Genomic DNA, 13,520 nt, shown 5'->3' with positions numbered 1-13,520 from the left:
TTCAGCCGAGCACGGTGCGCAGCAGACGCAGCGCGGCGTCCTTGTCCAAGGGCTCATTGCCGTTTCCGCACTTCGGCGACTGCACGCACGACGGACACCCATCGATGCATTCGCAGGCAGCGATGGCGGACCGTGTCGCCGACAGCCACTCTTCGAAGACCTCGCTGCCGCGTTCGGCGAACCCGGCGCCACCGGCCAGCCCGTCGTAGACGAACACCGTGGCCAGCCCTGTATCCGCGTGCAGGGCGGTTGAGACCCCGCCGATATCCCACCGGTCGCAGCCGGCGAAGAGCGGCAGCAGGCCGATCGAGGCGTGCTCTGCGGCATGCACAGCACCGGGCAGATCAGCGCCTAAGACTTCGGCTTCGTCGAGCACCGTCTGAGGAATCGTCCACCACACGGCCTTCGTCCGCAGAGTGCGTTCGGGCAGGTCCAGTTCGTGCTCGGCGATGATGGCCCCGCCTCTCTTCGCCCGCATCCGGTAGGCGACGACCTGATCCTTGACGTCGACGGTGCCGCTGCACACGGCCGCCCCAGAAGGCAGAACTCTCTGGGCATCGGTGTCGACGATCGCGATCTCCGTCTGCGAACGCGGCTGGGTGGTGTAGTCGACCTCGGCGCGTTCGACTGCCACGATGCGCTCCTCGAGGTCGAGATCGAGCACCGTGAAGTCGATGCCCTGATGCGTGTACACGGCCCCGGGATGAGCCCCTGTATGCGCTCCGGACTCATCGACCGTGCCCAGCAGGGTTCCGGTGCTCGCCTCTACGAGGCTGAATTGGCCGCCTCCGGTCCCGCGGATGTCGGCGAGATCGGCAGCCGGGGTGTCCTTGGCCCAGAACCAGCCGGTCGGGCGCGCTCGCAGCATCTTCTTCTCGACGAGGTCGTCGACGACCTCGGCCGAGTTCGCCGGGAAGTGCACGAGATCCGCCGACTTGAGAGGCACTTCGGCGGCGGCCGCGCACAGGTGACCGGAGAGCACATGCGGGTTGCCCGGATGGATGACTCCGGCGTCGACGGGCGCGTCGAAGATGACCTCGGGGTGGTGGACGACGTACGTGTCGAGGGGGTCGTCACGGGCGATGAACACGGCCATCCACCGCTGCCCGGCACGTCCGGCTCGGCCTGCCTGCTGCCACAGCGAGGCCAGAGTCCCGGGCCATCCGGAGATGATGACGAGGTCGAGCCCGGAGATGTCGATGCCCAATTCCAAGGCGTTCGTCGATGCCACCGCCAGCAGCTGACCCGACCGCAGAGCGGTCTCGAGCATCCGACGCTCCTCGGCCAGATATCCGCCCCGATAGGCGGCGACCTTGCCGGTCAGCGATTCGTCGACCTGCCCGAGCTGGTCGCGCACGGTCTGCGCGAGTGCCTCCGTGCCTCGGCGGGAGGCGATGAAGGTGATCGACCGGTAGCCGGCACACATCGAATCGGTGATGACATCGGCGGCCTCGGCCAATCCGCTGCGGCGGTCGCCGCCGGGGGAGACCGGCGGCTCCCACAGGGCGAAGCTGCCGGACGCCCGCGGTGAGGAGTCGGCGGTCACGGCATGGACGTCACGGCCCGTGAGTTTGGCGAAGGCCGCATCGGGGTCCGCCATCGTCGCCGAGGCGCCGATCACGACAGGAGCGGCGCCGTAGTGGGCGGCGATGCGCAGCAGGCGGCGCAGCACGAGCGCGACATGGGAGCCGAACACCCCGCGATAGCGGTGCGCCTCGTCGACGACGATGTAGCGCAGAGATCTGAACAGCCGGGTGAAGCGTTCGTGCTGGGGGAGCATGCTCCTGTGGAGCATGTCCGGGTTGGTGAAGACGATATTCGCGTGCCGCCTCGCCCAGTCCTTCGACGCCTGCGAGGCGTCACCGTCATAAGCGGCCGGACGCATCCCGCGGACGACGAACCGTTCGAGCTTGGCAAGCTGGTCGGCCGCCAGCGCCTTGGTCGGGGCGATGTAGATCGCCGAGGCGGTGCGCAGCCTGTCCCGGCTCGCCTGGATCGCTTCGAGCACCGGCAGCCAGAAGCCCAGGGATTTGCCCGAGGCGGTCGGAGTGGCGATGACGACATCGGAGCCGTCCCTGGCCGTCTGCGCCGCCTCGAGCTGGTGCTGCCACAGTGCATCGACGCCGACGGCATGGCAGGCGTGCCGGAGCTCCTCATCGATCCACTCGGGCCATTCGGCGTCGCGTTCGAAACGCTGCGGGATGTCGCGGACATGGACGATGCGCTCATCCCGGGCACCGAAACCGGTGACGATGTCGAGCAGAGCGGAGGAAGCCATGAGTCAATTATGGCGCAGTCGTTAGGATTCTTCTGTGACTGATCTTCCGCTGACCCACTTGGGTGACACCCTCTACCGTGCCGGATACACCGAGCCGCGGCTGCGGCAGTTCTGGGGTCCGGCGACCTCGGAGGCACTCGCCCGCAACAACGCCGCCCCCGCCATCCACCACTGCATCGATGTTCTGGCCGCGGAATCGGCCGACGCCTTCGACCGTGGCCTGGCGAGCCTGGCGCTGCTGTTCCACTTCCACTGTCGGGTCGCTGTCGCAGACGTCCGGCAGGTGCTGGGGGAGACCTTCGCCACCGCCGCCGAGGCGGGCCTGATCGACATCGAGGCAGATGAGGCGATCGCCCCGTTCGCTCTCACCCCGTATGACCTGCCGGTCGGTGTGCCGCGCGGTTTGCGATCCGGGGACGAGAACCTCTACCTCGTGGCCGATCACGGGACACTGGTCACCCCGGACGTCCTCGCCGGTGAGTACGTGCTCGGTCTCGGCGGGGCCGGACGCACACTCGTGACCCTGACCCCGCGGGACCAGGTCGGCGTGTCTGCCGACATCGGCACCGGCTGCGGCATCCAAGCCCTGCTGCTGGCGCGACACAGCAGGCGTGTCATCGCCACCGACATCTCACACCGCGCCCTGCACCTGGCTGCGCTGTCGGCCGAGCTCAACGGGGTGAGCACGATCGAATTCCGGCACGGGTCCTTGCTCGAGCCGCTGCCGGAGCCGGTCGACCTGCTCGTGTCGAACCCGCCGTTCGTCATCACTCCCCGCACCACGGACACGACCTTCGAATACCGGGATGCGGGGATGATCGGAGACGCACTGGTGCGGGAACTGTTCAGCGCCATCCCCTCGGTCCTGGCCCCGGGCGGTCGCAGCGTCTGCCTGGGCAACTGGGAGACCACCTCGGCGGACAAGCGGGGACCTGAGGCCTGGGTGGGCGCTGAGGACACCTCGGTGCTCGTCATCGAGCGCGAGGCCCTCGACCCGGTCGCCTACGCGGAAACGTGGATCCGCGACGGAGGGATCCCGCGAGCCACAGCCGCCTGGAACGCCGCCGTTGGGGAGTGGCTCGAGGACTTCACCTCCCGCAGCGTCGAACAGGTCGTCTTCGGCTATGTGCTCATGGCCAGATCGACCGGCCAGGATGCCGGTTCAACGGCCACGAGCGCCGGCACGAGCACGAGCCCGCAGGTCGACGACGGTGTGTTCAGAGCGAGGGAACTAGTCACCTCGTCTCCGGCGAACAACCCGCACGGGCTCGCCGAGTTCCTCACGACAGTCTTCGCGATCAGGTCATGGCTGTCCTCGGTCGGCCCCGAGGAGATCGCAGCCACCGCCTTCACCCGGTCCCCGGATCTCGTCGAGCACCGACATTTCGTGCCCGGTCAGTCGGAGCCGAGTTCCATCACCCTCGAGCAGGGCATCGGGTTCGGGCAGGTCTTCGACCTCGACACGGCGTTGGCCGGATTCGTCTCGGTGGCCGACGGAACACTGACTGTGCGCCAAACGGCGGGAGCACTCGCACAGCTGCTCGAAGTGGACGCCACAGCCTTGGAAGACCAACTCATCGCCCAGGTCAGAGCCCTGGCTGCGGCCGGCGTGCTGCTGCCCGACATCGCTTCCTGAGACACTGCGACGAGCGGGGCCGACGGGGAATGGGGATAGGATCGATTACCGTTGACGCCGTATCGGGGCCGAGCCGCCCGATGAGTATCGTCTCCGTTCAACAGTGTTACATTGGGCCGGATCGTCCGTTGCAATGAGCAGCAGATGCCGTGAGAGGAATGTGAAAGCGTGACCACAACCGAGAAGAAGCCCCGTCGCCTCGTCATCGTCGAGTCTCCGACGAAGGCGCGAACGATTATGGGATACCTCGGCGATGGTTATGACGTCGAGGCCTCCGTCGGCCATATCCGCGACCTGCCGACTCCGTCGGAACTGCCCGCCGATATGAAGAAGGGGCCGTACGGGAAATTCGCCGTCGACGTCGACAACGGCTTCGACCCCTACTACCGGATCGACCCGGGCAAGAAGAAGAAGGTCACCGAACTCAAGCGTCTGCTCAAGGACGCTGACGAACTCTATCTCGCAACGGATGAGGACCGCGAGGGAGAGGCCATCGCCTGGCATCTGCTCGAGGTGCTCAAACCGAAGATCCCCGTCAAACGCATGGTCTTCCACGAGATCACTCCCGAGGCGATCGAACGGGCACTGGAGAACACCCGCGATATCGACTCCTCGCTCGTCGACGCGCAGGAGACCCGCCGGATCCTCGACCGCCTCTACGGCTATGAGGTCTCACCTGTGCTGTGGCGCAAGATCCGTGCCGGACTCTCCGCCGGACGGGTGCAGTCCGTGGCCACCCGTCTCGTCGTCGAACGCGAACGGGAGCGAATGGCTTTCGTGCCCGCCGACTACTGGGACCTCGACATCGATCTCGGCCTGCCCGACGGATCGAACCCCTTTGCGGCTAACCTCACCACCGTTGACGGGGCGCGGGTGGCCACCGGCCGCGACTTCGACGACAAAGGCCGGCTGAAGAACACCTCGGCGACGGTGGTCGATCAGGCCCGCGCCGAGGCTCTGGCCGCCGAGCTGAGCGGCGACGCCAAGGACTCCCTGTCCGTGACCGCAGTGGAGTCGAAGCCATACTCCCGCCGTCCAGCCGCGCCGTTCACCACCTCGACGCTGCAGCAGGAGGCGGGACGCAAACTGCGCATGAGCGCCCGCCAAGCCATGCGCACCGCCCAGTCGCTGTACGAACACGGCTACATCACCTATATGCGTACGGACTCCTCGGCGCTGTCGGGCCAGGCCATCGCGGCCGCGCGGAAGCAGGTGACCGAACTCTACGGTCCCGAATTCGTGCCCCAGTCACCGCGCCAGTACGCGAGCAAGCAGAAGTCCGCGCAGGAGGCCCACGAGGCGATCCGCCCCTCCGGCGACTCCTTCCGCACCCCGGCCCAGGTGTCCAAGCAGCTGTCCGGCGACGAGTTCCGTCTCTACGACCTCATCTGGAAGCGCACCGTGGCCAGCCAGATGGCCGATGCCAAGGGCAAGACCGCGACGATCAGGGTCCGTGCCGCGCTCGCCGACGGACACGAGGCCGGTTTCAGCGCCAGCGGCACCGTCATCACCTTCCGCGGCTTCCTCGCCGCCTACGAGGAGGGCCAGGACGCTTCCCGCTACGACACGAAGTCCGGCGAGTCGCGGCTGCCGCAGGTCGAAGAGGGCCAGGCGCTGTCCGTCATCAAGGCCGAGGCCGATGGGCACACCACGGCCCCGCCTCCGCGCTTCACCGAGGCGAGCCTGGTCAAGCAGCTCGAGGAGCTCGGCATCGGGCGTCCTTCGACGTATGCGGCCACCATCTCCGTCATCCAGGACCGCGGCTATGTGAGCACTCGCGGCAATGCGCTGGTGCCCAGCTGGTTGGCGTTCTCCGTGGTGCGGCTGCTCGAGGAGCACTTCACCGGGCTCGTCGACTATGCGTTCACTGCCGACCTCGAATCTGAGCTCGACCGGATCGCGATGGGCGAAGAGGACCGCAACGAATGGCTCGCCGGATTCTACTTCGGCGACCAGACCCAGGACCGTGAGGGTCTCAAGGCGATCGTCGACGACCTCGGCGACATCGACGCCCGTGAGGTCAACACCGTCGCCATCAGCGAGGGCGTGAACCTGCGCGTCGGCCGATACGGCCCCTACCTCGAAGTCGCAGCCGAGGCCGAAGGCGAGGACCCGAAGCGGGTCTCGGTACCCGATGATCTGGCCCCCGACGAGCTGACCGCCGCCAAGGCCGCCGAGCTCATCGAGACCCAGGGCGGCGAAGACCGCGAGCTCGGCGTCGACCCGGAGACCGGGCACACGATCGTGGCGAAGAACGGTCGTTTCGGCCCCTACGTCTCCGAGGTGCTGCCCGAACCAGAGGAGAAGCCCAAGCGCGGAGCCAAGAAGCCGAAGCCGCGGACGGCATCCCTGTTCAAGTCGATGCATCTGGACTCGATCGACCTCGAGACCGCGCTCAAGCTGCTCAGCCTGCCGCGCATCGTCGGTCAGGACGAAGAGGGCACGGACATCACCGCCCAGAACGGTCGCTACGGACCGTATCTGAAGAAGGGCACGGACTCGCGGTCGCTGACCGATGAGGAGCAGATCTTCAACATCACCCTCGACGAGGCGCTGAAGATCTACGCCGAACCGAAGCAGCGAGGCGGCCGGCGCGCTGCGGCTCCGCTGAAGGAACTCGGCGAGGATCCGGAGACGAAGAAGCCGGTCGTCGTCAAGGACGGTCGCTTCGGTCCCTACGTCACCGACGGAGAGACGAATGCGACCCTGCGCAAGGACGACTCCGTCGAGGCCGTGACGCTCGAGCGAGCGGCGACGCTGCTGGCCGAGAAGCGGGCGAAGGGCCCGGCGAAGAAGAAGACCACTCGCAAGGCCCCTGCGAAGAAGTCGACGACATCGAAGACGACTGCGGCGAAGAAATCGACAGCAGCGAAGTCGACGGCGTCGAAGTCCTCTGCATCGAAGTCGACGACGTCGAAATCTGCGGGCAAGACCACTGCCGCGAAGAAGACCACGGCGAGTAAGACGAGCACGTCGAAACCGAAGACTCCCTGAACACACCTCTCGTAGGTGGGCGAAATGGGCCTGCTCACCAGGGCTCGCGGGGCTCAACCATGGCGTGAGCGCTGCTCCAGCACCGCCCACTGCAGCCCAGCCGGTCCGATCGCAGTCGCACGCAGAGCCCAGCCCCGGTGGTGCAGCGGACTCGTCTAGGAACGTGATGCGGCCGCGAAGTCGGCCAGCGCCTGCCCGTCGAGGCGGTAGGTCTCCCATTCGTCCTGCGGCTTCGCGCCCAGGGACTCGTAGAACCCGATCGAGGGCGTGTTCCATCTGAGCACGCACCATTCGAGGCGGGTCAGTCCGCGGTCCCGGCAGATCTGTGCGAGACGACCCAGCAGCGCCTTGCCGGCACCATGCCCGCGATACTCGGGATCGACGAAGAGGTCTTCGAGCCAGATTCCGTTCCTGCCCGTCCAGGTCGAGAAGCTGTGGAACCAGACGGCGAAGCCGATGACCGTTCCGTCGACTTCGGCCATGAGCCCGAACGTATTCGGACTGCCCTCGGCCGGGAACATCACCGCGGCGAAGTCCGCCTCGGTGGCCTCCACAGCATTGGGTTCCTTCTCATAGACGGCCAGCGCGTGGACAAGGCGGAGGATCTGTGGCAGATCGCTTTCGGTCGCTTCGCGGATGGTGACAGTCATTCTTCCTCCTATGAGCTCACAGCACGTGCTTGCCCACGTAGTCGGCCAGGGCAGCCAGCTCATCGGCGGTGGGGGCGACGGGCGTGAGCGGATCGGCCGAGGCATAGTAGGAAGCGAATGCCTCGGCGACGGCATCGACGGTGATTTCGGGGTGGATCTCGCTGATCGAGCCGCCCGTGGAGGGGTCCCATTCGATGCCGAGGGCGGCTTCGACATCGGTGAGGACCGCGCGGATCGGTTCCGGGTCTTCGACCACGACGGAGGAGGAGAACAGCCACGCCCCGGAGACGACGCGTTGGGCCGTGCCTATCGCCTTGATCCGGCCGGCGACGTTGACGCTGTGCTCTCCGGGACAGTACTCGCCGGGGATCTCGCCGAGGCGGGCGTCGACGCCTAGGCCACGCAGCACTTCGACATAGTCGAGACCGAAACCGGTGAACCTGGCGGTCGTGTCCGTGATGAAGGAATCACTCGGTTCGATGTGATCGATGACCAGTGAACCCGGATGGTACGCCGCCGCCCGGCCGCCGAGGCTGCGCAGCGCTGGTGTGAAGCCGTGGTCTCTGGCGGCCTCGATGGCGGCGGCGAAGCCGGGCAGGAACCGGTCGCGGGCGCCGAAGGCCAGGGTCGGCGCTGGACGGTACATTCGCAGCGTTGCGCCTCGGCGGCCGGCCTTGACCGAATCGAGGAGGACGCGAGCGAAGGCCAGTTCCTCGGCCGGTCCCAGCCCCTGAGCGGCCACGGTGGTCATCGCTGTATTGACTGTGTGCACGAGAACAAGAGTAGAGGATGGGAGCACGCCATCATGGTCCGGGTTGTCCGAGATCGCACCGGGTTCCAAGAGATATGTCAGTCGGGACAGATAGTGTAGGGCTGTGAGCATGTTGACGACTTCAGGACACCGACTGCCCGGAGCCCCCGGCCGCCTTGTCACCGAGACCGCGGCCTGGGGAGCCCTGATCGTTCTTGTCGCGATCAGTTATGTGGTGGCAGGCACGAGCGGACTCCTCGCCACAGTGGGCGGACACGCGTTCACCGCCACGGCCGATTCGATCAGCGCCGGAGGGTTCGACAATCGCGTGGGCAGCCTGTCGCTGCTCATCGTCTTCGCCTTGTCCTGCACCGGTCTCTTCATCCCCAGCAAGGTCTTCGCGACCCGCCCTCCCGCCGTGCGCAAGACCGCACTGAGCATCTCCGCGATCATCGAGGCGGCCGTGCTCATCGTCCTCAGCCTGGCTCCCAGCGCCTGGCTGACGTGGGTCGCGGCGCTGTTCCTCGGGGCCGTGGTGGGTCTGCTCATGAGCATCAACCCGTTCACGAACGAGAAGCCGTGGCGCCGCGTGGGCATTCCCGCCGCGATCCTCGTCTTCGTCTCCTGCGCCTTCCAGATCCTCGGCGGATCCGCCGCAGGAACTCAGGCTCTCGGCTGGATGTCGCTGCTGGTCGGAGTCGGCATGGCCGCGGGGTCCATCATCATCTTCCTCACGCCCGAACGTGCTCTGCATGCGGAGACCGCGACCACGGGTTCATTCCCCGAACTCAAGGCGCGTGTGGCCAGGCCCCCGGAGGCGATCGCCAATCCGTGGGTGTGCATCGGCCTGTTCGCCGTGCTCGGTGCCACTTTCATCCTCGCCCAGCCCACCGCGGTCGCCCATGACTACGGACAGGCCGGGTTCGCTCTCATCATCGCCTGCTGCCTCGTCGGCTGGGCCATCGGTTTCGAGATGGGCCCGACCTTCGCTCCGGGAATGTCACGCCCCCGCGTATCCACCTTCGCCCTGCTCGTCTCCGGCGTGCTGCTGTTGGCGACGGGCGGCATCGGCGAACTCTCCGGCAAGGTCGTCTTGTCTGCGGCGATCGCGTTCCTCGTCGGCATCGGCGTGCGTGCCCAGCCCTATGACTTCTCGCGCCGGTACGGAGCCGTCGGCGGCGCGGGCCTGGCGCTGGTCATCAACGCCTTCGACCTCGGCGGAACCGTCGAAGTCGGTTCGAGCCCCGACTGGGTGCTCGTCCCCAGCGATGTGGCGTTCCTCATCTTCGGCATCGGCGCCCTCGTCGCCGGCATCATCGGGCTCTTCACCTTCGACCCCCACAAGCTGCAGGGCCTGTCGGTCGACATCGTCCATGGCTTCCGTCCGCCCAACCAGGCCGAGAACGCCGCCGGTGGGCTCGGCAACTCCGCCGAACGCCTCGGCGCGGGATTCTTCATCGCCATCGAAGGCGGGGACGGATCGGGAAAGACCACGCAGATCAAACGGATCTCCCGTGCCCTGGCCGACGACGGATACCATGTGGAGTCCACTCGTGAGCCCGGCGGCACCGAACTGGGCACGAAGATCCGTTCGGTCCTCTTCGACTCCGATCGGCCGAGCACTCGCACCGAGGCGCTGCTCTTCGCGGCCGACCGCGCTCACCATGTGGCCTCACTGGTCGATCCCAGCCTGGATGAGGGAAACATCGTCATCACCGATCGTTACATCGATTCGACGATCGCCTACCAGGCCGCGGGACGCAGTTTCGACGAGAAGACGATCCTGGCGCTGAGCCGCTGGGCCACCCAGGGGCTTGTCCCGCACCTGACGATCGTCCTCGACATCGAACCTGAGGCCGCAGCCGAGAGGATGGGCGAGCGTGGGGAGAGCAACTATCTCGATGAGGAGAATCAGCAGTTCCACCAGCGTGTGCGCCAGACCTACCTCTCCCGTGCGCACCGGGAACCCGACCGCTACGTCGTCCTCGACGCCTCGGTAGGAGTCGATGAACTCACCGCACGCATTCTCGAAGCCATCCGCGAACGACTTCCGCAGACCCTGCTGAGCCGTGACAGGACCAGCGCCGAGGCATCGTCGGCGGTTGCGGGAGAGGTGCCCACTGCGGCCGATTCCGCAGCGGATGACGATGCCGCAGCCGGTTCCGTCGTGCCCTCCTCTGCCGAGAGCGACGACCCTGCCGTCCACGAATCCTATGCGGCTGGTGAGGACGCCGAGACGAGTGGATCCGCCGCATCTGAGGACTCGGCCGACGGTGATGAGTCGTGGCATGAGCGTGGGCCGCGTTTCGTGCCGGTGACCGGCGACCGTTTCATTCCCGCCGCGGTTACCGACGACGAGGTGGAGATCTCCGGCAGCGTTCCCACCGAACGGGTCGACCTCGGCGCCGATCTGCGGGAGGATTCAATCTCGTCGGCAGACGCGTTTGAGGCCCGGGCAGGCGAAGCAGAGTCTGAACCGGCGTTGGAGCCCTCGCCCGCAGCCCGGAAGCCGGACGCCGATGTCGAAGAGGAGCTTCCGTCGTTCCTGGAGTCAGAGGACGAAACCGAATCCGACGAGGACGCGACCACGACGGTTCTGCCGGCCCGCGGATTCACCCCCGAGGCACTCATCGACGACAGCGACGAGGCCGAAGGCGTTGCGACGGACAGGATCGCCACCGATTCAGCTGAGGAGGCCGAGACCCGAGTCGTCGATCAAGTGGACCCGGACGAGGCCGAGACGCGTGTAGTCGAAACCGGCGATCGGGAAGACCAGGTCGACCCGGACGATGCCGAGACGACTGTGCTGCCGGCGCGCAGCGCTCGAGAGACGAGCCGCGAACGACTGCAGGCGCAGGCGGAGATCGAACGACAGGCCCGCGAGCGCCTGCGCAGGCAGCGCGAGCGCAACAATCGGCGCTTCAACAATCCGGAGGGATCCTGAGATGAGCGTCTTCGACGAACTCGTCGGTCAGGACGAGGTGAGCACTCAGCTCGGATACGCCTTGGACAGTCCGGCGGCAATGACCCACGCGTGGCTGTTCACCGGTCCGCCCGGGTCGGGGAGGTCGAACGCCGCCAGAGCCTTCGCCGCGGCTCTGATCTCCGGAGGCACGGAATCGAACGACGTCACCTCCCGGGTGCTTTCGGGCCACCACGAGTCCCTGACGATCATGTCGACGCAGAAATCGGTCATCTCGATCGATGAAGTGCGCGAGCTCGTCACGAAGGCGCAGACGGCTCCCGTCAACTCACAGTGGCGAGTCGTCATCATCGAAGACGCCGACCGGATGATGGAACGCACCGCGAACGTGCTGCTCAAAGCCATCGAGGAACCGCCTCCAGCCACGGTATGGCTGCTGTGCGCGCCCAGCCCGATCGATGTGCTGACAACCATCAGGTCGAGGTGCCGCCCGGTGCGGCTGCGGATTCCCTCACGCGATGCCGTCGCTCAGCTGCTCATCGAACGCGATCACGTCGGTGAGGATCGGGCCAGATGGGCCGCTGCCGTGGCCCAGAGCCATATCGGGCGTGCGAAGTACTTGGCGCTGAATGAATCCGCCGATGCCGAACGCAAGCAGATCCTCGCGATTCCAGGCAAACTCACCTCGGTGGGAGCCACCATACGGCTGGCAGGCAGAATCGTCGACGCCGCCGCGGAAACCGCGAAGTCTCGAGTCGAGGAGCGCAACGCCGCCGAACGCAGACAGCTCATGACCACACTGGGCATCGAGGGGGAGAAGACGATCCCACCATCGGCCCGGGCCCAGATCCGGAAGCTCGAGGAGGAGCAGAAACGACGATCGGTGCGAGCACGGAACGATGAGCTCGACCGGATCTTCCTCGAACTCATGAGCCTCTACCGCGACATCCTCATGTACCAGCTGGGGATCCGCGACGGGTGGATCAATGCCGGAGAGGTCGACCTCATCGCCGAACAGGCGAATCGGGACGGGCCGGATACCACTCTGCTGCGCATCGATGCCATCACCGAGGCCCGGCAGCGACTGCAGACGAACATGTCGCCCGTGCTCATCGTCGAGGCGGCTTTCGTGCTGCTGTCGAATCCGTGGCTGCAGGAAGACCGCACGGGGACGATCTGAACGTCGCGCCTATGAGCCCGGGGAGAGGAGCGGCTCTCAGTCTCCGGCCAAAAGCTCGGCGACCAGGGCCGCGGTGAGTTCGATGCGTCGCGGGATCCAGATCTGAAGCGCGTGCTCGGTGCGAGCGTGCGAGCCTCCGCCGACGGTTCCCAGACCGTCCAGTGTCGGGGTTCCGACACCGGCCGTGAAATTGCCGTCCGAACCGCCGCCGACGGCGACCGAGCGCAGCGGCGGATGCCCGAGCTTTCCCGCCAGCCGTTGGGCCCGGGCGTAGAGGCCCATCGCCATATCCTCTTCGAGCGGGGCGCGGTTGATCCCGCCCTTGAGTTCGATTTCGGCGCCGGCGACCGTGGGGGTGAGCGCGCGCAGTGCCTCGTCGATGCGCACCTGCTCACTCGCCGAGGCGGCCCTCGAATCGATGCCGACGACTGCTCGGGCCGGGACGGTGTTCGTCGTCGACCCGCTCGTCATCACGGTCGGCACGACCGAAGTGCCCATGGACGGTTTGTGCAGTTTGGCGATCTCGACGACCTGATTGGCCACCTCGATGGTGGCGTTGATGCCCTTCTCGGGCTCGACGCCGGCGTGTGAGGCCAGACCGGTGACCTCGAGCTGGTAGATCGCGACTCCTTTGCGGGCGATCTTCACCGCGCCTTGGGCCGCCCCGCTTTCGAAGACGAGCGCTGCCTTCGCGCCGCGGGCCTCGTTCTCGATGATCTGTCGAGATCCCGGGGAACCGAGCTCTTCGTCGGCGGTGATGAGGAGGCTGACGCCGTCGATGCTTCCTAGTTCGGCACGCACCTGAGCCAGCGCGTAGAGGGCGATGAGCAGTCCGCCCTTCATGTCATCGGCGCCGGGGCCGCGCACGACACCGTCCTTGACGGAGTAGGGGAAGTCCTTGAGGGTTCCGGTCGGCCAGACGGTGTCGTGGTGGCCGATGAGCACGACCTTGCGCGGGCCGGCTCCGAAACGCCAGAGGACATGAGGGTGGGTGCCCGTTTCGATGATGCGAGGCGCGGCGCCGAGCATTCGGGACTGATGCAAGGTTTGGTGACATCTGATCTGGCTTGTTCACAGGCAAGCCTGGAAGGATAGACACCATGCCACA

General features: G+C 66.5%; 8 protein-coding genes. 4 read left to right on the top strand and 4 right to left on the bottom strand.

Annotated features, from left to right (window positions below):
* Position 1: 1 nt before the first annotated feature.
* Positions 2–2,278, bottom strand: a complete 2,277-nt coding sequence (locus tag IIE29_RS11905) for a DEAD/DEAH box helicase (protein ID WP_209325503.1) — start codon at positions 2,276–2,278, stop codon at positions 2–4.
* 34 nt (positions 2,279–2,312) lie between these two features.
* Between IIE29_RS11905 and IIE29_RS11900 the strand changes: the two genes are divergently transcribed.
* A complete protein-coding gene (locus IIE29_RS11900; protein ID WP_343071891.1) occupies positions 2,313–3,914 on the top strand; it encodes a methyltransferase in 1,602 nt (533 codons plus the stop codon).
* Positions 3,915–4,082: 168 nt separating this feature from the next.
* Positions 4,083–6,908, top strand: coding sequence for a type I DNA topoisomerase (gene topA, locus IIE29_RS11895; RefSeq protein WP_209325502.1), 2,826 nt, complete (start codon positions 4,083–4,085; stop codon positions 6,906–6,908).
* Between the two features lie 155 nt (positions 6,909–7,063).
* Here topA and IIE29_RS11890 read toward each other — a convergent pair whose 3' ends face one another.
* Positions 7,064–7,558, bottom strand: coding sequence for a GNAT family N-acetyltransferase (locus tag IIE29_RS11890; RefSeq protein ID WP_209325501.1), 495 nt, complete (start codon positions 7,556–7,558; stop codon positions 7,064–7,066).
* Positions 7,559–7,574: 16 nt separating this feature from the next.
* The gene (locus IIE29_RS11885; protein WP_343071890.1) at positions 7,575–8,330 is read right to left on the bottom strand and encodes a lipoate--protein ligase family protein; all 756 of its coding nucleotides are present in this window, start codon (positions 8,328–8,330) and stop codon (positions 7,575–7,577) included.
* A 109-nt stretch (positions 8,331–8,439) separates the two neighbouring features.
* Between IIE29_RS11885 and tmk the strand changes: the two genes are divergently transcribed.
* Together tmk and IIE29_RS11875 are read left to right on the top strand one after the other, a co-directional pair.
* Positions 8,440–11,253, top strand: a complete 2,814-nt coding sequence (gene tmk, locus IIE29_RS11880) for a dTMP kinase (RefSeq protein WP_209325721.1) — start codon at positions 8,440–8,442, stop codon at positions 11,251–11,253.
* 1 nt (position 11,254) lies between these two features.
* A complete protein-coding gene (locus IIE29_RS11875; protein ID WP_209325500.1) occupies positions 11,255–12,412 on the top strand; it encodes a DNA polymerase III subunit delta' in 1,158 nt (385 codons plus the stop codon).
* A gap of 36 nt (positions 12,413–12,448) precedes the next feature.
* Here IIE29_RS11875 and IIE29_RS11870 read toward each other — a convergent pair whose 3' ends face one another.
* The gene (locus IIE29_RS11870) at positions 12,449–13,456 is read right to left on the bottom strand and encodes a M20/M25/M40 family metallo-hydrolase (RefSeq protein ID WP_216629758.1); all 1,008 of its coding nucleotides are present in this window, start codon (positions 13,454–13,456) and stop codon (positions 12,449–12,451) included.
* Between the last annotated feature and the right edge of the window lie 64 nt (positions 13,457–13,520).

The organism is Brevibacterium renqingii (assembly GCF_017808095.1).
Lineage (GTDB): Bacteria > Actinomycetota > Actinomycetes > Actinomycetales > Brevibacteriaceae > Brevibacterium > Brevibacterium renqingii.
The sequence above is the reverse complement of the archived record's forward strand: the minus strand, read 5'-3'. Positions and strand labels throughout refer to the sequence as shown.

Bases quoted from the DNA above. Each gene is read 5' to 3' on its own strand.
- IIE29_RS11905 (WP_209325503.1), bottom strand. From the start codon at position 2,278: ATGGCTTCCTCCGCTCTGCTCGACATCGTCACCGGTTTCGGTGCCCGG.
- IIE29_RS11890 (WP_209325501.1), bottom strand. From the start codon at position 7,558: ATGACTGTCACCATCCGCGAAGCGACCGAAAGCGATCTGCCACAGATC.
- tmk (WP_209325721.1), top strand. From the start codon at position 8,440: ATGTTGACGACTTCAGGACACCGACTGCCCGGAGCCCCCGGCCGCCTT.
- IIE29_RS11875 (WP_209325500.1), top strand. From the start codon at position 11,255: ATGAGCGTCTTCGACGAACTCGTCGGTCAGGACGAGGTGAGCACTCAG.